Annotated in this window: 21 protein-coding genes and 1 other RNA gene; 19 read left to right on the top strand and 3 right to left on the bottom strand. The window is 66.4% G+C overall.

Annotated elements, in window-relative coordinates; translation table 11 throughout:
• Positions 1-178: 178 nt before the first annotated feature.
• Positions 179-373 carry a hypothetical protein gene (locus KBW95_RS17090; RefSeq protein ID WP_211525360.1) on the top strand — a complete coding sequence of 65 codons (195 nt, stop codon included), beginning with the start codon at positions 179-181 and terminating at the stop codon, positions 371-373.
• A gap of 42 nt (positions 374-415) precedes the next feature.
• Here the strand turns inward: KBW95_RS17090 and KBW95_RS17095 are convergent, their stop codons facing one another.
• Positions 416-2119: a thiamine pyrophosphate-binding protein gene (locus tag KBW95_RS17095; RefSeq protein ID WP_211528842.1), complete on the bottom strand. Its 1704-nt coding sequence runs from the start codon at positions 2117-2119 to the stop codon at positions 416-418.
• Between the two features lie 247 nt (positions 2120-2366).
• On the opposite strand from KBW95_RS17095, the gene rnpB reads away from it, so the two are divergent.
• The 4 genes from rnpB (at position 2367) to KBW95_RS17115 (ending at position 5539) form a co-directional block, all read left to right on the top strand.
• An RNA gene (rnpB, locus tag KBW95_RS17100) (RNase P RNA component class A) lies at positions 2367-2705 on the top strand.
• Between the two features lie 177 nt (positions 2706-2882).
• Positions 2883-3383 (top strand): YdcF family protein, encoded by a 501-nt coding sequence (locus KBW95_RS17105; protein WP_229429822.1) that lies wholly within the window; start codon positions 2883-2885, stop codon positions 3381-3383.
• Between the two features lie 19 nt (positions 3384-3402).
• Positions 3403-4890, top strand: coding sequence for a glycerol kinase GlpK (glpK, locus tag KBW95_RS17110; RefSeq protein WP_211528844.1), 1488 nt, complete (start codon positions 3403-3405; stop codon positions 4888-4890).
• 1 nt (position 4891) lies between these two features.
• The gene (locus tag KBW95_RS17115; RefSeq protein WP_211525364.1) at positions 4892-5539 is read left to right on the top strand and encodes a GNAT family N-acetyltransferase; all 648 of its coding nucleotides are present in this window, start codon (positions 4892-4894) and stop codon (positions 5537-5539) included.
• An 88-nt stretch (positions 5540-5627) separates the two neighbouring features.
• On the opposite strand, the gene KBW95_RS17120 is transcribed toward KBW95_RS17115, so the two are convergent.
• Entirely contained in the window at positions 5628-6389 is a 762-nt protein-coding gene (locus KBW95_RS17120) for a PEP-CTERM sorting domain-containing protein (protein WP_211525365.1), read from the bottom strand.
• Between the two features lie 344 nt (positions 6390-6733).
• Here KBW95_RS17120 and KBW95_RS24755 point away from each other — a divergent pair, with 344 nt between their 5' ends.
• Positions 6734-6862 (top strand): hypothetical protein, encoded by a 129-nt coding sequence (locus tag KBW95_RS24755; protein WP_267875474.1) that lies wholly within the window; start codon positions 6734-6736, stop codon positions 6860-6862.
• Entirely contained in the window at positions 6859-7416 is a 558-nt protein-coding gene (locus tag KBW95_RS17125) for a hypothetical protein (RefSeq protein WP_211525366.1), read from the top strand. The genes KBW95_RS24755 and KBW95_RS17125 overlap by 4 nt, the downstream gene beginning before the upstream one ends.
• A gap of 1 nt (position 7417) precedes the next feature.
• On the opposite strand, the gene KBW95_RS17130 is transcribed toward KBW95_RS17125, so the two are convergent.
• Positions 7418-8368: an AAA family ATPase gene (locus tag KBW95_RS17130; protein ID WP_211528845.1), complete on the bottom strand. Its 951-nt coding sequence runs from the start codon at positions 8366-8368 to the stop codon at positions 7418-7420.
• Between the two features lie 497 nt (positions 8369-8865).
• On the opposite strand from KBW95_RS17130, the gene mraZ reads away from it, so the two are divergent.
• Genes mraZ through KBW95_RS17190 form a run of 12 tightly spaced genes read left to right on the top strand, consistent with a single transcriptional unit; the run spans position 8866 to position 22538 of the window.
• A complete protein-coding gene (mraZ, locus tag KBW95_RS17135; RefSeq protein ID WP_211518660.1) occupies positions 8866-9294 on the top strand; it encodes a division/cell wall cluster transcriptional repressor MraZ in 429 nt (142 codons plus the stop codon).
• Between the two features lie 7 nt (positions 9295-9301).
• Positions 9302-10264 carry a 16S rRNA (cytosine(1402)-N(4))-methyltransferase RsmH gene (gene rsmH, locus KBW95_RS17140; protein ID WP_211528846.1) on the top strand — a complete coding sequence of 321 codons (963 nt, stop codon included), beginning with the start codon at positions 9302-9304 and terminating at the stop codon, positions 10262-10264.
• Positions 10261-10533 carry a cell division protein FtsL gene (gene ftsL / locus KBW95_RS17145; protein ID WP_211525369.1) on the top strand — a complete coding sequence of 91 codons (273 nt, stop codon included), beginning with the start codon at positions 10261-10263 and terminating at the stop codon, positions 10531-10533. The genes rsmH and ftsL overlap by 4 nt, the downstream gene beginning before the upstream one ends.
• Positions 10530-12305, top strand: coding sequence for a penicillin-binding protein 2 (locus KBW95_RS17150; protein ID WP_211525370.1), 1776 nt, complete (start codon positions 10530-10532; stop codon positions 12303-12305). The genes ftsL and KBW95_RS17150 overlap by 4 nt, the downstream gene beginning before the upstream one ends.
• Complete coding sequence (locus KBW95_RS17155; RefSeq protein WP_211528847.1) at positions 12305-13840, top strand: UDP-N-acetylmuramoyl-L-alanyl-D-glutamate--2,6-diaminopimelate ligase; 1536 nt, start codon at positions 12305-12307, stop codon at positions 13838-13840. The genes KBW95_RS17150 and KBW95_RS17155 overlap by 1 nt, the downstream gene beginning before the upstream one ends.
• Positions 13840-15210: a UDP-N-acetylmuramoyl-tripeptide--D-alanyl-D-alanine ligase gene (gene murF / locus KBW95_RS17160; RefSeq protein ID WP_211528848.1), complete on the top strand. Its 1371-nt coding sequence runs from the start codon at positions 13840-13842 to the stop codon at positions 15208-15210. The genes KBW95_RS17155 and murF overlap by 1 nt, the downstream gene beginning before the upstream one ends.
• A gap of 1 nt (position 15211) precedes the next feature.
• Positions 15212-16381 (top strand): phospho-N-acetylmuramoyl-pentapeptide-transferase, encoded by a 1170-nt coding sequence (mraY, locus tag KBW95_RS17165; protein ID WP_211525373.1) that lies wholly within the window; start codon positions 15212-15214, stop codon positions 16379-16381.
• Positions 16381-17880 carry a UDP-N-acetylmuramoyl-L-alanine--D-glutamate ligase gene (murD, locus tag KBW95_RS17170; protein ID WP_211528849.1) on the top strand — a complete coding sequence of 500 codons (1500 nt, stop codon included), beginning with the start codon at positions 16381-16383 and terminating at the stop codon, positions 17878-17880. The genes mraY and murD overlap by 1 nt, the downstream gene beginning before the upstream one ends.
• Entirely contained in the window at positions 17880-19097 is a 1218-nt protein-coding gene (gene ftsW, locus KBW95_RS17175; RefSeq protein ID WP_211525375.1) for a putative lipid II flippase FtsW, read from the top strand. The genes murD and ftsW overlap by 1 nt, the downstream gene beginning before the upstream one ends.
• Positions 19094-20167, top strand: a complete 1074-nt coding sequence (gene murG, locus KBW95_RS17180; RefSeq protein WP_229429823.1) for an undecaprenyldiphospho-muramoylpentapeptide beta-N-acetylglucosaminyltransferase — start codon at positions 19094-19096, stop codon at positions 20165-20167. The genes ftsW and murG overlap by 4 nt, the downstream gene beginning before the upstream one ends.
• A gap of 7 nt (positions 20168-20174) precedes the next feature.
• Positions 20175-21563 carry a UDP-N-acetylmuramate--L-alanine ligase gene (murC, locus tag KBW95_RS17185; RefSeq protein WP_211525376.1) on the top strand — a complete coding sequence of 463 codons (1389 nt, stop codon included), beginning with the start codon at positions 20175-20177 and terminating at the stop codon, positions 21561-21563.
• Between the two features lie 6 nt (positions 21564-21569).
• Positions 21570-22538: a D-alanine--D-alanine ligase gene (locus KBW95_RS17190; protein WP_211525377.1), complete on the top strand. Its 969-nt coding sequence runs from the start codon at positions 21570-21572 to the stop codon at positions 22536-22538.
• Position 22539: the final 1 nt, after the last annotated feature.

The raw sequence follows: 22539 nt of genomic DNA on the forward strand, positions 1-22539 counted from the left end.
ACTCCGCAGCCCACTGCGCGCGCCCACGCGGCGCGGGCGCTGGCTTCACGGAAGATTTTCGTGTCGTCAATCTGTCATCAAATCGTCACAACTCAACAGTGCGAAACTGGAAAAACGAGCGCGGCTGATATAGAGTGACAGCCAGAGAGAGACCAATAGATAAAATCGGGGTTTAACCGTGAAAATCACGAACTTCCTGAAGCGCCTGGTGTTCGGTGACAACGCCCTCGAAGGCAGCGCCGCGACCCTGCGCAACATCGTCGTCTGGGCCTTCATTGCCCTGGTCGCGCTGTTCCTGACGCATCCTGAACAGGCCAGCTTCTTCGACGCTCCCATCCCGCTTCCAGCCGAGCTCGGCCTGGAACAGAACTGACCCCAGTCTTCCCGGCCCGGTTTCCCGAGCCGGGCATTCCGCTCAGCGTTTCGCCTTGGTGACTTCCGCGTTCTTGCGGATGGCTTCCAGGGTCGCGTTCGGCGTGATCAGGTTGCCGTCGTAGCGCAGCTCGATCAGGGCCGGCTTGTTGTGCTCGTTGGCATGGGCCAGCGCGCGGCGCAGGGCCGGGCCGAACTCTTCCGTCGTTTCCACCACTTCGCCATGGCCGCCGTAGGCGCGCGCCAGCGCGGCGAAGTCGGGATTGTGCAGGCCGGTGCCGGACACGCGGCCCGGGTATTCGCGTTCCTGGTGCATGCGGATGGTGCCGAACATGCCGTTGTTAAACAGCAGGATCACGACGCCGGCGCCGTACTGCACCGCCGTAGCCAGTTCCTGGCCGTTCATCATGAATTCGCCGTCGCCGGCGAAGGTCACCACCGTGCGCTCCGGGTGCACGATCTTGGCGGCCACGCCCGAGGGCACGCTGTAGCCCATCGCGCCGCTGGTCGGCGCCAGCTGGGTGCGCATGCCGCCGTAGCGGTAGAAGCGGTGCGCCCAGGAAGCATAGTTGCCGGCGCCGTTGGTGATGATGGCGTCGTGCGGCAGCTGGGCCATCAGTTCCTGCACCATTTGCCACAGGTCGAGCGGGGCATTGCCTTCCTTGAAGATAGGCGGCTGGGCCTGGTAAGCGGCCAGCTCGGCCCTGGCTTGCGCGACCGTGCCTTTCCAGGCACTGGCGTCGACCGGTTCCATCGCGGCCAGCATGGCGCAGGCCTGCTGCATGCCGCTGGCGACCATCAGTTCGCCCTGGTAGACGCTGCCCAGTTCTTCCGGGTCCGGGTGGAAGTGGACCAGGCGCTGCTGCGGCACCGGCGAGGCCAGCAGCGAGTAGCCGCTGGTGGTCATCTCGCCCAGGCGCGGGCCGAGGGCGATGAGCAGGTCGGCGTCCTTGACGCGCGCCGCCAGCTTGGGATTGATGCCGATGCCGACGTCGCCGACGTAGTGCGGGTGATCGTTGTCGAGCAGGTCCTGGAAGCGGAAGGCGCAGGCCACCGGCAGGTGGTTGGCTTCGGCGAAGGCGCGCAGGTCGGCGCAGGCCTGGTCGTTCCAGGTATTGCCGCCCAGGAGTACGAGCGGGCGGCGGCTTTCGGCCAGCACGGCGCGCAGCTGGGCGATCTGGGCGGCGGAAGGCGAACCCTGGACCGGCTGGTAGGGGCGGGTATCGGCCACGGCGGCGGTCGAGACCAGCATGTCTTCCGGCAGCGCCAGCACCACCGGGCCCGGACGGCCGCTGGTGGCGACCTGGAAGGCGCGCGCGATGTATTCGGGGATGCGGTCGGCGCGGTCGATCTGGGCCACCCACTTGGCCATCTGGCCGAACATGCGGCGGTAGTCGATTTCCTGGAAGGCTTCGCGGTCGATGAAGTCGTTGCCGACCTGGCCGATGAACAGGATCATCGGGGTCGAGTCCTGGTAGGCGGTGTGCACGCCGATCGAGGCGTTGGTGGCGCCCGGGCCGCGGGTGACGAAGCAGATGCCCGGCTTGCCGGTCAGCTTGCCGTAGGCCTCGGCCATGAACGCCGCGCCCCCTTCCTGGCGGTTGATCACGAAGCGGATCTGCGAATCGTGCAGCGCGTCGAGCACGTCGAGGTAGCTTTCGCCCGGCACGCCGAAGGCGGTGTCCACGCCGTGGATGTGGAGCGCATCGACCAGGATCTGGCCGCCGGTACGGGAAGGGTGCGTCATGGTTCGGTCATCCTTGTTGGTTTGGCATCCGGGCATTCTATGTGAGCTGCTCAGTGGAGGCTTTTGAAATGGCGACATCAAATTTCAGAAAACGCGAGCGTTCGGCCCGCTACCCGTAAACGCCATCCCGGCCTGCGCCGGGATGGCGTTTACGGGTAGCGGGCCTCCGCTTGCACTGTGGCGCGCACCACGCATCCTCCCGGCTCCGCTGTCCCGCCCACCCCCAATCGGTTACAATGTCAGCCGTGAAGCAGGCCAGACAGTCGCTGGCCCTCATCTTCGGATGCGGGCGGGAGGAAGGTCCGGACTCCACAGAGCGGGGTGACGGTTAACGGCCGTCCGCTGAAAGCCGCAAGGTATAAGGCGAGGAATAGGGCCACAGAGACGAGCGTATTAAGTTACGGTGAAACGCGGTAACCTCCACCTGGAGCAATTCCAAATAGGCACGCGTTGATGTTGCTCGCGGAGCGTGCGGGTAGGAAGCTTGAGCGCTGGAGTAATCCAGCGCCTAGAGGAATGGCTGTCATAGGGGCGTCCCGCAAGGGAGACCACTACACAGAATCCGGCCTATCGGCCTGCTTTACTTGAATTCTCTCTCCACGGCGTGGACATAAGGGCTTGCCGGGCTGATATGATCGGCCTGTCGACGACTCGCTCCCGCGCCATGTCTCCCACTGATTTGCAGCTGATAGCCGACTACATGATGCCGGCTTTTCCGGCCTCACCCTCGGACCTTGGCTTCCTCTTCGGCACGCGCCACGGCATGCCCGAATTTTGCGACGCGGCCTATGGGCTGTGGCAGCAGGGCATGTTCCGCCGCCTGCTGGTCTCCGGCGGGCGCACGCGCGGCCTGCTGGAAGCCGAGGCGGAGCTCATCGGGGAGCGGCTGGTGCGCATGGGCCTGCCCGAGTCGGTCCTGATCCTGGAAACCGCCGCCACCAACACCGGCGAAAACGTCCGCTTCGGCCGCGCCCGTGCGGCCGAAGCGATGGACCTCGGCGCGATCCGCAGCGTCCTCGTCATCGGCAAGGTGTGCTCGACGCGCCGCTACCTCATGACCTTGCAGCGGCACTGGCCGGGCTTGCGCATGTCGGTCTGTCCGGTCAACTACTTCGGCGTCCCGGCCGAACGCTGGTACGAGGACGAGCCATTCCGCAGCCGGGTGCTGGGTGAATTCGACAAGATCCCGCGCTACCTGGACGCAGGCTTCCTGCACGAGGTTGACGGCTGCGCCGGGTATCCGCGCCTGGGCTTCTCTTCTTAGCACCGCTTCAGGAGACGTGATGGATCGCTTCATCCTCGCCCTCGACCAGGGCACCACCAGTTCGCGCGCGATCCTGTTCGGCCACGCCGGACTGCCGGTCGCCAGCTGCCAGCGCGAATACCCCCAGCATTTCCCCCAGCCCGGCTGGGTCGAGCACGACGCCCTCGACATCTGGAGCAGCCAGCTCGCCTGCGCACGCGAGGCCCTGCGCCAGGCCGGCATCCAGCCCGCGCAAGTGGCCGCCATCGGCATCGCCAACCAGCGCGAGACCAGCTTGCTATGGGACCGCAGCAGCGGCGAACCGCTCGCCCGCGCCATCGTCTGGCAGGACCGCCGCACCGCCGAAGCCTGCGACCGCCTGCGCGCGGCCGGCCATGCCGCCATGATCCAGGAACGCACCGGCCTCGAAGTCGACGCCTATTTTTCCGCCACCAAGCTGCAATGGCTGCTCGAGCATGTGCCGCATGCGCGCGAGCGCGCCGAACGCGGCGAGCTGGCCTTCGGCACCGTCGACAGCTGGCTGGCGTTCCGCCTGTGCGGCCGCCATGTCACCGACGTCAGCAACGCCTCGCGCACGATGCTGTTCAACATCCACACGCTGCGCTGGGACCAGGATTTGCTGGACCTGTTCGGCATTCCGCCAGCCGTGCTGCCGGAAGTGGTGGCCAGTTCGGAAGTCGTGGGCCTGGCGTCCGAGGAGTGGTTCGGCCATGCGATCCCGATCGCCGGCATCGCCGGCGACCAGCAGGCGGCCACCTTCGGCCAGGCTTGCCATCGCAAGGGCCTGGTCAAGAACACCTACGGCACCGGCTGCTTCATGCTGATGCATGCGGGCGACAAGCCGCCCGTCTCGCATACGCGCCTGCTGGCGACGGTCGGCTGGACCATCGCCGGCGCCACCGACTACCTGCTGGAAGGCAGCGTGTTCATGGGCGGCGCCACGGTGCAGTGGCTGCGCGACGGCCTGGGCATCATCCGGCAGTCCGCCGATGTGGAGCCGCTGGCGCTGAGCGTGCCCGACAGCGGCGGGGTGATGCTGGTGCCGGCCTTCACCGGCCTGGGCGCTCCGCATTGGGACCCGTATGCGCGCGGCGCCATCGTCGGCATGACGCGCGGGACCACGGCGGCCCATATCGCGCGCGCCGCGGTCGAAGCCATCGCCTACCAGAGCGCCGAGCTCCTGCATGCGATGCAGAAGGACGCCGCCTGCGCCGTCACCGAAATGCGGGCCGACGGCGGCGCGGCGTGCAACGACATGCTGATGCAGTTCCAGGCCGACCTGCTCGGCATTCCCGTGGTGCGTCCGCGCGTGACCGAAACCACGGCCCTGGGGGCGGCCTACCTGGCCGGCCTGGCGGTCGGTTTCTGGGAGTCGGGCGAGGACATCGCGCGCCAGTGGCAGGCCGAGCGCCGCTACGAGCCTGTCATGGAAGAAGCGCGCCGCGAAGCGCTGATGGCGCGCTGGGCCAGGGCGGTCCAGCATGCCCGCGATTGGGTCACGCCCTGACATGCGCAGCGCGTCCCATGTCGATCCCGCGCTGCTGTGGGGCTGGCTCGCCGGGCGTTCGCTGGCCCGTGGCCTTCCCCGGCCTGTTCCGGACCACGGCGGCATGCGCGTCGACACCGCTTCGCCGGAGGAAGTGCGGCGCTACGTGTTCGCCGGTCCCGATCCCCGATTGGCGGAGCTGGCGGCGTCGATCGAGACCAGCCGCGTCTTCATCAAGATGTGCGGTTCCGGCGAGCAGCTGCTGGCGCTTGTGCCTGCGCGCTGGCGGCTGCAGCCGGGCGGCTACTTCATGACCCAGGCAGGCATGGACGGCGAGCCGCGCATGCCGGGGCCAGGCTACCGGCTGGAGGTCGCGGAGAGAGACGGCGTCTACATGGCGCGCATCCATGCCGGAGACGGCTCCGTCGCCGCGAGCGGCTACGCCGTGGAACACGATGGATGCTTCGTGTTCGATCGCATCGACACGCACGCGGCGCATCGCCGGCGCGGCCTGGGAAGGGCGATCATGTCGGCATTGGGCGGCATGCAGCAATCGCACCAGGCGAACAGGGTGCTGGTGGCAACCGAAGAGGGGCGGGCCTTGTACGAGGCGCTCGGATGGAAGGTCGTGACGGCTTACTCGACCGTGGTGATCCCGGGCGAGCAGTAGAACAGTGGATACGCTTCAGGCGCCGGCCCGGCGGTGCCGGCCCGGACGATGCCGGACCGGCGCTTGAAGCAGTACCTGTCAGGCTGGCTTACTTCTTTGCGAAGCGGCGGCGCATTGCGCCCATTGCCATCGCGCCCAGGCCCAGCAGGGCGACCGAGCCCGGCTCCGGCACTTCGCCCGGGTTGCCGCTGTCGTCACGCTCGAAGGCGCCGACGCGCACGGTTTCCGGGGTGCCCTGGGTGGTGCCTGCAAGGAACTGGACCCCGCCAGCGACGACGCATTGCGTCAGGTCGGGGCAGGCCAGGTCGGCGGCTGCGGCTTGGAGGTCGTCCAGGACAAAACGGTGCAGGCCTGACTGGCCGATGCCCCCGGTATCTTCCAAGATCAGGTCAGGCCCGGTGTACGAGAAGATTTCCAGCAAGGTGCCATCGAGGGCGTACAGGCTCATGTACAGGTCGGTGAGGGTCGCGTCGTCACTGCCAGGTTCGCTGATGTTCACAACGAAACCGAGTTCGCCAGCGGTGGTGATGCCGTCGATATCGCTGAGCAAATAAACGCCATTGCCGCCAACGGCGCCGGTATTGTCCCCCCCGAGCAAGCCAGTGCTCGGCTCGCAGGTCTGGTCCGGATTGGTCATGTTGCCGCCATTGGTGTGGCGGACGCAGCCCGACTCGGTAGCGGGCGGTTGGGGACCGACGGTGTTGTCCTGGACAGTCACCACGGTCGACACGGCGCCCAGGCCAGTGCCTGTTTGTTGTGCGCCAGTTTGATAGACCAGGTCGGCGAATGCTGGCGAGGCGCCAGTTACGAGTGCTGCACTAATTGCAAGCTTCAGGATTTTTGACTTCATCACTAGCTCCTATGGAATTACTTCGTTCTTGTGGGTAACTGCCAGGTACTACAACGTCGTAAGAGCAAGTTACGGGCCAGCGTCAATACTTTGAGATAAATCAAATACCTATCGCGGGTAGCACTTCGACAGAAAGGAAAAGTGTAAAAAATACCGAAAGTTTCTATTTAAAACTTTCTATCCCTCCGGAAAAAATTGGGTGTCTTCACGTTAAGAATCAGGACTCTCATCCAAGTTCGGCGGCGACGACATATAGGGATGGGAGGGGTTTGAGCCATCGCCGTGCCGCGCGCAAGGCAAGTCTGTTAAGGTGACGCTGCGAAAGACTGAACCGGAGCGGGTACATGGAAAAGAAGTACTGGTTCCCGGCGAAACCGCCGGAACGTGGCTGCGGATGGGGATTGCCGCTGGCCTGGCAAGGCTCGGCGGTCGTCGTCAGCTATGATCCTTTCCGGCGCGAGGCGCACCGATGAGCGCTGCCGTGTTCGACATTCCCGCCGTCGGCCTGTCGGCATATTTGACACTCATCGGTATCACATGCCTGGCTTCCGCGCTGCCGATGCTGCTGGCGCGCAAGCGCGGCCTGGCGGCCAAGCTGAAAAGCGGGGCCGCGGCCGGGGCGCTGGTGCTGCCCGTGACCCTGCTGCTGGCGCTGGGCCTGTCGAAGAACACGCTCGAGGTGCGCGACGGCCAGGTCCTGGTGCGCGCCAGCTACTTTTATGAATACGCGCGCGACATCGGCGAGTTCGACCTGGCGCATGCCCGCCACGGCAGCCTGGCCGCGATCGACGCCGCCCAGCTGGGCTTGCGCAACAACGGCATCAGTTTGCCGGGCTATGCCGCCGGACGCTTCACCAGCGAAGACCAGCGGCCGCTGTTCGTGGCCATGACCGACCGTGAGCGGGTCGTGTATCTGCCGGCCAGGGAAGGCCAGTCGCTGCTGGTCAGTGTCGAGCAGGCCGACCAGCTGCTGGCGCTGCTGCACGGGCGCGCGGCCGAGCGGCGCCAGCTGGCCCGGCATCCGTGATTTAGAACCCGATCCTGGATTTGCCCGGCGCCTGCCGCAGGCGGATGTCGTCCACGCTCACATGGGCGCGGCCGTCCGCTACCGCATAGCCGAGACTGTCGAGCAGGGTCTTGCGCAGGTCGCGCGGCGACACCGGCGCCAGCTTGTCGAGCACCCCGTCGGCCAGCACGTCGTCGAAGCCGCCCAGGTTCAGTTCCTCGACCAGGCCACGGTACATGCGCTGGGCGATGCCGGCCGCTTGTTCGGGCGTCGGCTTGGGGACTTCGTAGACCGCCATGCGGTTGAGCAGGGGAGAGGGAATGCCGTCCACCGAGTTGGCGGTCAGCACCCAGAAGATCTGGCTGGCGTCGACGTCGACGTCGATGAATTCGTCGCGGAAAGCCTTCGAGGTTTCCGGCTCCAGTAATTGATAGAGGGCGGCCAGCGGATCGGACTGGGTCGAGCCGCTCGCCTTTTCCACTTCGTCCAGCACCAGCACCGGGTTGGCGTACTTGCCGCGCACCAGGCGCTCGGCCACCTTGCCGCACTTGGCGCCGCGCCAGCTGGCCGAGCTGCCGGTGATGACGAAGCCGGCCGACAGGGCGTTCATGCTGATCAGTTCGCACTCGGTGGACATGGCCCTGGCCAGGCGCTTGGCGAAATGGGTCTTGCCCACGCCGGGGCCGCCCAGCAGCAGGATGGGCATGACGTTGAAACCCTTGTCGCCGGCATGGGCCAGGCGCAGGTAGCGCGCCAGGTCGTCCAGTACTTCATCGAAATTGGGACATTCCTCGAACAGGGGATCGAGCGCGTCGACGGAAGAGGGCGTGGTGACGAAGCGGTCGGCCCCGGTCTCCAGCATGCGCTCGTAAAACGCGTCGAGTTCCGGGGAGCGGCCGCGGTTGCGGTCCAGCGCTTCCTGCACTTCAGTCAGGTCGTAGACCGCGCGGGTACGGGCGAGGGTGATGCTCACGGCTGTCTCCTTGGCAACGGACCAGCGGTCCGCCAGTCTGGCCCGCTCCGCCTGGCTCCGCCATCCTGCCGAGCGAGCCAGAGGCAGGTGGGTCATCGCCTTGGCTTCATCCTAACTCGGCTTACAGAGACCTGCAATTCCATACAGTGTAATTCTGCGTGGGAAATGTTGTTTCCATGCGTCAACATTCGCACGGGCGTTGAAGTTAATCAAAGGTAAACATCATGTTTACAAATGAGGCAGTACCTTCACACCGTTGTGTAAGTGCCTAATTTTACGAGACATTTTGGCATTTCATTCCATCAACACCTGTTCCTAAGTCATTGGTTTCATTGGCAAATTTTGAATTTGCCAAGTGTGAATTCGCTTGACCGTCAACATTGCTTCCACTAAAGTGGGAAACAGTGTGAAAAAGTGTCGATTTGTGGGAGGAAATCCCTTCCCAAGGCGCCTACAACAACACCATTACAAACCCTCTCCAAAAGCTAGGTAAATACGTGTTTCAGGGCGCGTCAGCGATCAATCTCGATGCAAAAGGCCGGATGTCGATCCCGGCCAAGCACCGTGACGCCCTCGTTTCGCAGTGTGAAGGACGCATGACGCTCACCAAACACCCGCACGGTTGCCTGCTTTTCTTCCCCCGTCCCGTCTGGGAAGAGCACCGCAAGCAGATCGCTGCCTGGCCGATGTCGGCCCGTGCATGGCAGCGCATTTTCCTTGGGAATGCCGTGGATGTCGAGCTCGACTCCGCCGGCCGCGTGCTCATTTCGCCCGAGCTGCGCGCAGCCGTCGGGCTCGACAAGGAAGTGATGATGCTCGGCATGGGCACCCACTTCGAGATCTGGAATGCCGCCAAACTGGCCGAAGACGAGGCTGAGGCCGTCGCCGGTGGCATGCCCGATGTTCTTTCCAACTTCTCGTTCTGAGGCGCCGATGACGGAAACAATCACGGTGCCCGCATTCCAGCATCGCACGGTGCTGTTGGACGAAGCAGTGGACGCGCTCAACCTCGAGGGCGCACGCACCTCCGGTACTTATATAGATGGCACCTTCGGCCGTGGCGGCCATAGCCGGCTCATCCTGTCGCGCCTGAGCGACAGTGGCCGCCTGTTCGCCTTCGACAAGGACCCGCAGGCCATCGCCACCGCGCAGCAGCTGGCGGACACCCGCTTTGCCATCGTGCACGACAGTTTCGCCACGATGCATGACGCGCTTGCCGCGCGCGGCATCCAGCAGGTCGACGGAATCCTCCTCGACCTGGGTATTTCGTCGCCCCAGGTGGACGACGCCACCCGCGGTTTCAGCTTCCGCCAGGACGGCCCGCTCGACATGCGCATGGACACCACGCGCGGCATGTCGGCGGCCGAGTGGATTGCGACCGCGCCCCAAACCGAACTCGAAAAGGTGATACGCGATTATGGAGAAGAACGGTATGCTTTCCAGATTGCAAAGGCGATTGTTGCTCGCCGGGCAATCGAGCCAATTTCGACCACACGACAGCTTGCCGCAATCGTGGCAGACACGGTCAAGACCCGCGAAAAGGGCAAGGACCCTGCGACCAGGACCTTTCAGGCTGTCCGGATTTTCATCAATAAAGAGCTTGAAGACCTTGAAGCAGGTCTGAGCGCGGCCTATGCCATGCTGGCGCCGGGCGGGCGCATGTCGGTGATCAGCTTCCACTCGCTGGAAGACCGCATCGTCAAGCAGTTCTTTGCGTCCAAGGCCAAGGTGGCCCAGCCGGACCGCCGCCTGCCGATCCGCGCCGCCGACCTGCCGCAGCCCCTGATGAAATTGATCGCCAAGACCAAGCCCAGCGACGAGGAGGTCGACGCCAACCCGCGCGCCCGCTCGGCGGTGCTGCGCGTGGCCGAGCGCCTGGCGGGAGGGGCGGCATGAACGCCAAGCTCAACATTGTCCTGACCGTGCTGCTGGTCGGCTGCGCCCTGTCGGTGATCAACGCGCGCTACCAGGCGCGCCATTTGCTCATCGAATACGAGCGCCTGCAGCAGCAGTCGCGCCAGCTCGACATCGACTGGGCCCAGCTCCAGCTCGACCAGTCGACCCTGGGCAAGAACGAGCGCATCGAGCAGATCGCGCGCACCGAGCTGAACATGGCGCCGCTGACCCCGGCCCGGACCCAGTACCTGATGGAAGGGGCCCAATGACGCGCGGCGCAATGAAAGCAGGCGCGCGGGTCGCGGCATCGAAGGGCGTGGCTTTCTCGAAGAGCCCGGTCCTGGCCGTGCGCCTGCCGGACTGGCGTTCGCGCCTGGTCCTGTTCGTCCTGTTCGCGGCCTTCGCCGCGCTGGGATTGCGCGCGCTGTGGCTGCAGGGCATGTCGACCCAGTTCCTGCAAAAGCAGGGCAAGAGCCGCTACGAGCGCACGCTCGAGCTGCCGGCCACGCGCGGCCGCATCCTGGACCGCAACGGCGCCGTGCTGGCGTCCTCGCTGCCGGTCAAGGCCGTGTGGGCCATCCCCGAAGACCTGCTCAAGAATCCGCCGGAGAAGGTCAGCGCGCTGGCGCGCCTGCTCGACATGCCCGAATCCGACCTGCGCAAGAAGCTCGATTCGGACCGCAGCTTCGTTTACCTGAAGCGCCAGGTCGAGATGCCGGTCATCGAGCAGATCGAGAAGCTCAAGATCGAGGGCCTGGACACCCGCAAGGAATACAAGCGCTTCTACCCGCAGGGCGAAGTGATGACCCACATGGTGGGCTTCACCAATGTCGAGGACGTGGGCCAGGAAGGCATGGAGCTGTTCCACCAGAAGAACCTGATGGGCGTGCCGGGCAGCCGTCGCGTGATCAAGGACCGTCTCGGCCATATCGCCGAGGACCTGGGCATGTTCCGCGAGCCGCACCAGGGCAAGGACCTGACCCTGTCGGTGGACAGCAAGCTGCAGTACATCGCCTTCACCAGCGTCAAGAACGCGGTCGAGAAGTTCAACGCCCAGGCCGGCGGCGCCGTGGTGCTGGACGTCCAGACCGGCGAAGTGCTGGCCATGGCCAACTACCCGACCTACAACCCGAACGACCGCTCCAAGCTGACCGGCGCCCAGCTGCGCAACCGCGTCATCACCGACACCTTCGAGCCGGGTTCCACGCTCAAGCCGGTGACCGTGGCGCTGGGCCTGGAAAAGAAGAAGATCACGCCGGACACCGTGTTCGACGTCTCGGGCGGCCGCATCACCGTGACCGGCCGCACCATCCGCGACATGCACCCGAAGGACCACCTGACCGTGGGCGGCATCATCCAGAAGTCGTCCAACGTCGGCACCGTCAAGATCGCCCAGCTGCTCGAGCCGCAGGACATGTGGGAGCTGTACACCAAGCTGGGCTACGGCCAGGCGCCGCGCTTCGGCTTCCCGGGCGCCGTGGCCGGCCGCGTGCGTCCGTGGAAATCGTGGAAGCCGATCGAATACGCCAACATGTCCTTCGGCCACGGCCTGTCGGTGTCGCTGCTGCAGCTGGCGCGCTCCTACATGGTGTTCGCGCGCGACGGCGACATCATTCCGCTGTCCTTCCTGAAAGTGGAAGAGCAGCCGGTCGGCCAGCAAGTGATCTCGCCCAAGACCGCGGCCCAGATCCGCACCATGCTCGAATCCGTGGTCGGCCCGGAAGGCACCGCCTCCAAGGCCCAGGTGGCCGGCTACCGCGTGGGCGGCAAGACCGGCACGGCCGAGAAGATCGTCAACGGCCGCTATTCGAAGACCGATAACATCGGCTATTTCGTCGGCATCGCGCCGATGTCCAAGCCGCGCTTCGTGATCGCCGTCATGATCGATAACCCGAGGGGAGCCTTGCGCACAGGAGGCAGCGTGGCCGCGCCGACAGCGGCCGACCTGGCCTCGAATGCGCTGAGGGCGGCGAACGTTCCGCCCGATTCCTCGGTCACAGACATCATCATCCCTGAACATCCCCTAGAGGAGAGCATGTGATGGCGTTGAGCCTTAACGACATCTGTCAGTGGATAGCCGCCGCCGCACCGGGCGGCCGTCTCGTTTCTGATTCCCGCCGCGTCGCGAAGGGCGACGTGTTCTTTGCCTATCCAGGCGAGGCCGCTGACGGCCGCGCCTACATCGCCGCCGCCATCGAGGCAGGCGCGGCCGCCGTCGTCTACGAGGAGAACGGCTTCAGCTGGGACGCTTCCATCGACGTACCGCATTTCGCGGTCGCCGGCCTGAAGCAGAACGCCGGCCCGATCGCGCACGCCGTGCTCGGCCATCCGGACCAGGGCATGTTCACCGTCGCCGTCACCGGCACCAACGGCAAGACCTCGATCGCCCTGTGGACCGGCCAGTGCCTGGCGCGCCTGGGCGAGACCGCCGCCGTGATCGGCACCCTGGGCGTCGGCCTGATCAAGGGTAAAGGCGAGCCCAGCTTCGACGTCACCGGCTACACGACCCCGGACGCGGTGCTGCTGGCCCAGAAACTGGCCGAGCTGCGCGAGGCCAGGGCGAGCGCGCTGGCCATCGAAGCCTCGTCCATCGGCCTGGTCCAGGACCGCGCCGCCGGCATGCACTTCGACGTCGCGATCTTCACCAACCTGACCCGCGACCACCTCGACTTCCACGGCGACATGGCCAGCTACGAAGCGGCCAAGGTCAAGCTGTTCGAGTGGGACGGCCTGAAGCACGCCGTCGTCAACCTGGACGATGCGGCAGGGCAGCGCCTGGTGGCGCATCTGCGCAAGAACTTCCCGGCCCTGAACGTGGTCGGCTACACCATCAAGGGCGAGGCGGAACAGCCGGCCGTCGAGGGCGTGGGCATCCTGCGCGCCACCGGCATGCGCAGCCGCAACGCCGGCACCGAATTCCAGGTCGAGACCCCGCAGGGCAGCGCGCTGGTGCGCACCCAACTGGTGGGCCACTACAACGTCAGCAACGCCCTGGGCGTGCTGGGCGCGCTGCTGGCCAAGGACGTGGCGCTCAAGAGCGCCGTCGACGCCATCGAGGCGCTGGTGCCGGCCCCGGGCCGCATGCAGCAGATCGGCGGCCAGGATGCGCCGATGGTCGTGATCGACTACGCCCACACCCCGGACGCGCTGGAAAAAACGCTGGAAGCGCTGCGCCAGGTTGCTAGGGAACGCGGCGGCCAGCTGTGGTGCGTGTTCGGCTGCGGCGGCGACCGCGATCCGGGCAAGCGTCCGCAGATGGGCGCCATCGCCCAGGCGGCCGACCAGGTCCTGGTCACCAGCGACAACCCGCGCAGCGAAGAGCCGGCCAGCATCATCGCCCAGATCGTCGCCGGCATGGACAAGCATCACCCGCATTCGCGCTACCAGACCGTGGAGGACCGCGCGGCGGCCATCCTGCTGGCCGTGAAGCAGGCCGCCAGGCAGGACGTGATCCTGCTGGCAGGGAAGGGCCACGAGCCCTACCAGGAAATCAAGGGCCGCAAGATGCCGTTCTCGGACGCGGACCACGCCTCGCTGGCATTGACGGCGCGGCTCACCATGTTGAGGACTCACTGATGCGCGGTTCGCTCGCACAACTCATTTCGGCCATGCCGGGCGCGCGCCTGGTGGGCGGCGACATCGCCTTCGAAGGCGTGTCGACCGACAGCCGCAAGCTGCAGCCCGGCATGCTGTTCGTGGCCCTGCGCGGCGAGGTCTTCGACGCCCACAATTTCCTGGGCCAGGTCGCGTCGAGCGGCGTCGCGGCCGTGGTGGCCGAGGAGTTGCCGGAGGGCTGGACCCTGCCGGCCATCGTCGTGCCGAACACCTTGACGGCGCTGGGGCAGATCGCCAACCAGTGGCGCGCGCAGTACGCGATTCCGGTCATCGGGGTCACGGGCAGCAACGGCAAGACCACGGTCAAGGAAATGATTGCGGCTATCCTGGCTGCGGCCTTCGGCGAAGACCAGCGCCTGGCGACCCAGGGCAACCTGAACAACGAGATCGGCGTGCCGCTGACCCTGTTCCGCCTGGGCGCGCAGCACAAGGCTGCCGTGATCGAGCTGGGCATGAACCATCCGGGCGAGATCGGCCGCCTGAGCGCGATCGCCGCGCCGACCGTCGGCCTGGTGAACAACGCCCAGCGCGAGCACCAGGAATTCATGCACACCGTCGAGGCGGTGGCGCGCGAGAACGGCTCGGTGCTGCAGGCCCTGTCCGCCGGCGGCGTGGCCGTGTTCCCGGGCGACGACACCTATACGGACCTGTGGCGCGGCCTCGCCCGATGCGATGTCCTGACGTTCGGCCTGACAAACGATTGCGACGTGCGCGCGAGCTATACCTCGAACGGTTTCGGCAGCGACCTGCAGGTCACCGCGCGCGGCGCACAGTTTGGCGTCAAGCTGGCGGCGGCTGGTGAGCACAATGTGCGCAACGCGCTGGCGGCCTTTGCCTGCGCGCTGGCGGCCGGCATCCCGGCGGACGCCATCGTGCGCGGCCTCGAAGCCTTCGCTCCCGTCGGCGGCCGCCTGCAGCGCAAGCAGGCCGTCAACGGCGCGACCGTCATCGACGACACCTATAACGCCAACCCCGACTCCATGCGCGCCGCCATCGACGTGCTGGCGTCCTACCCGGCGCCGCGCATCCTGGTGGTGGGCGACATGGGCGAAGTGGGCGCGCAAGGAAAAGAGTTTCACGAAGAGATCGGCGCCTATGCACAGAGCAAAGGCATCGAGACCGTGCTCGCGACCGGCGAGCTGGCGCGCCACCTGGCCGCGTCGGGAGCACAGCATCATGAGCAGTTCGACGATTTATTGGCAGCACTGGACGAAAAGCTGGGCGGCAATAGCAACGCGACTGTCCTGGTGAAGGGCTCGCGCTTCATGAAGATGGAGCGCGTGGTCCAGCACCTGACCGGATCAACCCCTATTGGCAAGGACGCCCACTAACATGCTTCTCTGGCTTGCTCAATACTTCCAGGACTACATCGGTCCGCTGCGAGTATTCAACTACATCACCTTCCGCGCGGTGTTCGCGACCATTACCGCGATCACCATCGGCCTGCTGTGCGGCCCGGTCGTGATCCGCAAGCTGACCGAAATGAAGGTCGGCCAGGCGGTGCGCACCTATGGTCCGCAGACCCACCTGACCAAGCACGGCACCCCGACCATGGGCGGCGTGCTGGTGCTGATCGCGATCGGCGTCTCGACCCTGCTGTGGTGCGACCTGTCCAACCGCCTGATCTGGCCGGTGCTGGTCGTGACCCTGGGCTACGGCGCCATCGGCTGGGTCGACGACTACCGCAAGGTGGTCTACAAGGACCCGGAAGGCATGCGCTCGGGCGAGAAATACTTCTGGATGTCGCTGATCGGCCTGTCCTCAGCCTTCTACCTGGCGTTCTCGGTCTCGGCCGCGAACCCGTGGGAAGTGGCGCGCCTGTTCTACGCCTGGGTCGAGTCGGGCTTCTCGATGGACCTGCCGCCCAAGGCCGACCTGATCGTCCCCTTCTTCAAGTCGATCAGCTATCCGCTGGGCGTCTGGGGCTTCATCGCGCTGACCTATTGCGTCATCGTCGGCACCAGCAACGCGGTCAACTTCACCGACGGCCTGGATGGCCTGGCGATCATGCCGACCGTGATGGTCGGCGGCGCCCTGGGCCTGTTCGCCTACCTGACCGGCAGCGTGACCTACTCGAAATACCTGTTCATCCCCTACATCCCGGGCGCCGGCGAACTGCTGATCTTCTGCGGCGCGATGGCGGGGGCGGGGCTGGCCTTCCTCTGGTATAACGCGCACCCGGCCCAGATGTTCATGGGCGACGTCGGCGCGCTGGCGCTGGGCGGCGCGCTCGGCACCCTGGCCGTCATCGTGCGCCAGGAAATCGTGCTGTTCATCATGGGCGGCGTGTTCGTGGCCGAGACCCTGTCGGTGATCATCCAGGTGAGCTGGTTCAAGTTCACCAAGAAGAAGTATGGCGCCGGCCGCCGCGTGTTCCTGATGGCGCCGCTGCACCACCATTTCGAACAAAAGGGCTGGAAAGAGACCAAGGTCGTCGTCCGCTTCTGGATCGTGACCATGGTGCTCATCCTCGTTGGCTTGTCGACTCTGAAACTGCGCTGATGAACTACGAAGGCAAATCCGCACTGGTACTGGGCCTGGGTGAATCCGGGCTGGCAATCGCGCAATGGCTGGCGCGCGGAGGCGCGCGCGTGCGCGTCGCCGATACCCGCACCGAGCCGCAGCGCCTGTTCGCCCTGCGCCAGGCGCTGCCGAACGCCGAATTCGTCGGCGGAGAATTCGCCGCCAGCCTGCTCGACGGCGTCGACTTCGTCGCCGTCAGCCCGGGCCTGGCGCCGAACCGCGAACTGGCGGCCATCACCCCGGCCGCGCACGAGCGCCACATCCCGGTGTGGGGCGAGATCGAACTGTTCGCCCAGGCCCTGGCCCACCTGCGCTTGGCCCGCGGCTATGCCCCGAAAGTCATCGCCATCACCGGCACCAACGGCAAGACCACCGTCACCAGCCTGACCGGCCTGCTGTGCCGCCGCGCCGGCCTGTCGACCCGCGTGGCCGGCAACATCAGCCCGGCCGCGCTGGACGTGCTGCGCGAAGTCCTCGACAACAATGAGCTGCCGCAGGCCTGGGTGCTGGAACTGTCCAGCTTCCAGCTGCATACCACTTTCAGCCTGCAGGCCGATGCCGCCACGGTGCTGAACGTGACCCAGGACCACCTCGACTGGCACGGCAGCATGGATGCCTACGCGGCCGACAAGGCGCGCATCTTTGGTACCGATACCGTGCGCGTGCTGAACCGCGACGACGCCGTCGTGATGCGCATGACCGCCGTCGGCAGCCCGGTCCACACCTTCGGCACCGGAGAGCCTTCGGAGCCGGACAGCTTCGGCCTGGTCAACGAGCGCGGCGTGCTGTGGCTGGCCAATGCGGTCGCCGCCGACGACGAGCCGCCGAAGAAGCTCAAGAAAGGCGAGCTGCCGCCGCCGGTGGAAACGACCGTCAACCGCCTGATGCCGGCCGACGCGCTGCGCATCCGCGGCATCCATAACGCTTCCAACGCACTGGCCGCGCTGGCCCTGTGCCGCGCCTGCGGCCTGCCGCTGGCGCCGCTGCTGCATGGCCTGCGCGAATACGCGGGCGAGCCGCACCGCGTGGAACTGGTCGCCAGCATCGAGGGCGCCGATTACTACGACGACAGCAAGGGCACCAACGTGGGCGCCACCGTGGCCGCGCTGGAAGGCCTGGGCAAGGCCTTCACGGGCGAAGACCAGCAGATCGTGCTGATCGCCGGCGGCGACGGCAAGGGCCAGGACTTCGCTCCCTTGGCCCTGCCGGCTTCGCGCTATGTGCGCGCCGTGCTGCTGATCGGCCGCGACGCGCCCGCCATCCGCGCCGCCATCGAGCCGACCGGCGTGCCGGTGTTCGACCTGGCCGGCCTGCCGGAAGCGGTGCGCCGCGCCGCCGGCCTGGCCAAGGCGGGCGACGCCGTGCTGCTGTCGCCGGCCTGCGCCAGCCTCGACATGTTCACCAACTACGCGCACCGCGCGCAGGTGTTCGTCGATGCCGTGCGCGAAATCGCACTCGAGAAGGGGCAGGAAATCTGATGGCTTTCCAGATTCCGTTCAAGTTCTCGGGCACGGCCAGCGATGCGAGCATCGCGGCGCGCAGCCGTCCGTCGAAGATGATGGACTACGACCAGCCCCTGGTGTGGGTGACCGTCCTGCTCATGCTGTTCGGCCTGGTGATGGTCTATTCGGCCTCGATCGCGCTGCCCGACTCGCCCAAGTTCGCTTACCTGGGGGACAAGAACGAGTATTTCCTGTATCGCCAGATGATGTACATCGCGGTCTCGATGGCCGCCGCCGCCGTGGTGTTCCGCGTGCCGGTCGCCGTGTGGCAGAAGTGGGCGCCGATGCTCTTCATCGGCACCCTGGTGCTGCTGATGCTGGTGCTGATCCCGGGCATCGGCGTGTCGGTCAACGGCGCGCGCCGCTGGCTGCCGCTCAAGGTCATGAACCTGCAGCCGTCGGAGCTGATGAAGATCGCGGCCGTGCTCTACGCCGCCGACTTCACGGTGCGCAAGCAGGAATACATGCACAAGCTGACCAAGGGCTTCCTGCCGATGATGGTCGCGATCGGCCTGGTCGGCGGCCTGCTGCTGATGGAACCGGACCTCGGCGCCTTCGGCGTCATCGTCTGCATCGCCATGGGCATCCTGTTCCTGGGCGGGATCAACATCATCTGGTTCGGCGGCATCGGCGCGCTGCTGGTGGTGATCTTCACCTCGATCATCGCGCTCTCGCCCTTCCGCCGCGCCCGCATGTTCGCCTACCTCGATCCGTGGCAGGAAGACAATGCGCTCGACAAGGCTTACCAGCTGACCCACTCCCTGATCGCCTTCGGCCGCGGCGAGTTCTTCGGCGTCGGCCTGGGCTCGAGCGTGGAAAAGCTGCACTACCTGCCGGAAGCGCACACCGACTTCATCATGGCCGTGATCGGCGAAGAGCTCGGCCTGGCCGGCGTGCTGGCCGTGGTCGCGATGTTCTACTGGCTGGTCAAGCGCGCCTTCGACATCGGCCGCCAGGCCATCGCCCTGGACCAGGTCTTCGCCGGCCTGGCCGCGAAGGGCATCGGCATCTGGATCGGCGTGCAGACCTTCATCAACATGGGCGTGAACCTGGGCCTGCTGCCGACCAAGGGCCTGACCTTGCCCCTGATGAGCTTTGGCGGTTCGGGCGTGATGTTCAACTGCGTCGGCCTGGCGATCCTGCTGCGGATCGATTACGAGAACCGCGTGCGCATGCGGGGAGGCCGGGTATGACCAAGCGTCTCATGATCATGGCGGCCGGCACCGGCGGCCATATCTTCCCTGGCATCGCGATCGCGCAGACCATGCGCGCACGCGGCTGGGAAGTGAGCTGGCTGGGCACCGCCCACGGCATGGAAACCGACCTGGTGCCGAAAGCCGGGATCCCGATGGACAGCATCGATTTCGCCGGCCTGCGCGGCAAGGGCCTGGGCCACACGGTCAAGGGCGCCTTCAAGATGCTGAACAGCTTCCTGGCCTGCCGCCGCATCCTGGCGACGCGCAAGCCGAATGTGGTGCTGGGCATGGGCGGCTACGTCACCGTGCCGGGCGGCCTGATGGCGCGCATGCGCGGTGTGCCGCTGGCCCTGGTCAACGCCGACGCCGCGCTGCTGCTGTCGAACAAGACCCTGGCGCCGATGGCCGACCGTGTGCTGTTCGGCTTCCCGGCCGATTTCGGCAAGGCGGCCGACCGCGCCGTGGTCACCGGCAACCCGGTGCGCCAGGCGATCCTGGACTTGCCTGCGCCCGCGCAGCGCTTCGCCGGCCGCAACGGCCCGCTGCGCGTGCTGGTGGTGGGCGGCAGCCTGGGCGCCAAGGTGCTGAACGACAGCGTGCCGGCCGCACTCGGCCTGATCGACCCGGCCGTGCGTCCGATCGTGACCCACCAGTCGGGCAAGAAGAATATCGAGGCCCTGCGCGCGGCGTATGCGCAGGCGGGTGTCAACGCGAACGTGGTCGACTTCATTGACGACATGGCCGCGGCATATGCCGAAGCCGACCTGGTGATCTGCCGCGCCGGTGCGATCACGGTGTCGGAGCTGACGGCGGCCGGCGTGGCCAGCGTGCTGGTGCCGTTTGTCGCCAGCACCACCAGCCACCAGCGCGACAACGCGGTCTGGATGGATGCGCAGCAGGCGGCGGTGCACCTGCCGCAAGGCGAACTGAATCCGCAGCGGGTGGCAAACCTGCTGCAAACGACCACGCGCGAGCGTTGCCTGGCCATGGCCGAGGCGGCGCAGCGCGTGGGCAAGCGCGACGCGAACGACGCGATCGCCCGTGAACTGGAACAACTGGCAAGGTAAAAGGCGCATGCAGCACAAGATCAAAAACATTCACTTCGTCGGCATCGGCGGCAGCGGCATGAGCGGCATCGCCGAAGTGCTGGTCAACCTCGGCTACAAGGTGTCGGGCTCGGACCTGAACAGCAATGCCGCGAGCCAGCGCCTGGCCGACCTCGGCGCCAAGGTCTACCTCGGCCACAAGGCCGAGCACGTGGCGGGCGCCGACGTGGTCGTGACCTCGACCGCCGTCAACGAAGCGAATCCGGAAGTGGTGGCCGCGCGCGCGGCCAAGGTGCCGGTGGTCCCGCGCGCCATCATGCTGGGCGAACTGATGCGCCTGAAGCGCGGCATCGCCATCGCCGGCACCCACGGCAAGACCACCACCACCAGCCTGGTGGCCTCGGTGCTGGCCCAGGGCGGCCTGGACCCGACCTTCGTCATCGGCGGCCGCCTGACCGCGGCCGGCGCCAACGCCAAGCTGGGCTCGGGCGAGTACATCGTGGCCGAGGCCGACGAGTCGGACGCTTCCTTCCTGAACCTGACGCCGATGATCGAGGTGATCACCAACATCGACGCCGACCACATGGACACCTACGAGCACGACTTCGAGAAGCTCAAGGCCGCCTTCGTGCACTTCACCCACCGCCTGCCGTTCTACGGCCGCGCCATGCTGTGCATCGACGACCGCCACGTGCGCGACATCCTGCCGCAGGTGACCAAGCCGGTGACCACCTACGGTTTCTCGGAAGAGGCCGAAGTGCGTGCGCTCGACGCCTACGCCGAAGGCGTGCAGATGCACTTCACCGTGCGCCAGGCCGGCTACCCGGACACCAAGTTCGTGCTGAACCAGCCGGGCATGCACAATGTGCTGAACGCCTGCTCGGCGATCGCCATCGCGCGCGAGATCGGCATCGACGACGCCGCCACCGCGCAAGGCCTGCTGGAATTCCGCGGCGTGGGCCGCCGCTTCACCCGCTACGGCGAAGTCGCCCTGCCGGCCGGCGGCAGCTTCACCCTGGTCGACGACTTCGGCCACCACCCGGTCGAGACCGAGGTGACCCTGGCCGCCGCGCGCGCCGCCTACCCGGGCCGCCGCCTGGTGCTGGCCTTCCAGCCGCACCGCTACAGCCGCACCCGCGACCTGTTCGAGGACTTCGTCAAGGTCCTGTCGACCCCGGACGTGCTGCTGCTGGCCGACGTCTACCCGGCCGGCGAAGCGCCGATCGTGGCCGCCGACGGCCGCGCCCTGTCGCGTGCGCTGCGCACGGGCGGCAAGCTGGAACCGATTTTCGTGGAGGCGATCGCCGACATGCCCGCAGCCATCCTGAACGTGGCGCGCGACGGCGACGTCGTCATCACCATGGGCGCGGGCTCGATCAGCGGCGTCCCCCACCAACTGACCAATGCAAAGGCTTGATAGATCGTGAACACCACCACCACTTTTGATCCGGCATCCCTGGGCAAGGTCGGCGTGCTGTTCGGCGGACGCTCCGCCGAGCGCGACGTGTCGATCATGTCCGGCACCGGCGTGCTGAACGCTTTGATCAGCCGCGGCGTCGACGCCCATCCGTTCGACCCGGGCACCCAGAGCCTGGCCGAGCTGGCCGCACAGAACTTCGACCGCGTGTTCATCGCGCTGCACGGCCGCTACGGCGAGGACGGCAGCCTGCAGGGCGCGCTGGAGCAGCTCGGCATTCCCTATACCGGCAGCGGCGTGATGGCCTCGAGCGTCGGCATGGACAAGATCACCACCAAGAAGATCTGGATCATGCACGGCGTGCCGACCCCGAAATACGCGAGCATCGACGGCAGCACCGACCTGGACAAGGTGGTGGCGGACATCGGCCTGCCGCTGATCGTCAAGCCGCCGCTGGAAGGCTCGACCATCGGCATCACCAAGGTGAACAAGGCCGAGGAATTCAAGGCCGCGGTGGAGCTGGCCGCCGGCTTCGACGAAGTGGTTCTGGCCGAGGAATTCGTCACCGGCCGCGAGTTCACGGTGGCGGTGCTGGGCACCGGCGCGCAGGCGCGCGCGCTGCCGATCGTCGAGATCGTGGCTCCGGAAGGCAATTACGACTACCAGAACAAGTACTTCACCGACGACACCCAGTACCACTGCCCGGCGGACCTGCCGGCGGCGCTGACCGAAGAGATCCAGCGCCACGCCGTGAACGCCTACCGCGCGCTCGGCTGCGAGGGCTGGGGCAGGGTGGATGTGCTGGTGCGCGAGAGCGACATGCGTCCCTTCCTGCTGGAAGTGAACACCTCGCCGGGCATGACCGGCCACTCGCTGGTGCCGATGGCGGCGCGCGCGGTGGGCATCAGCTACGAGGACCTGTGCGTGGAAATCCTGCGCTCGGCACGCCTCAAGATGGGCCAGGCGAAGGGATAAG

It is taken from the genome of Massilia sp. ZL223 (genome assembly GCF_018119395.1).
Taxonomy (GTDB): Bacteria; Pseudomonadota; Gammaproteobacteria; order Burkholderiales; family Burkholderiaceae_D; genus Telluria.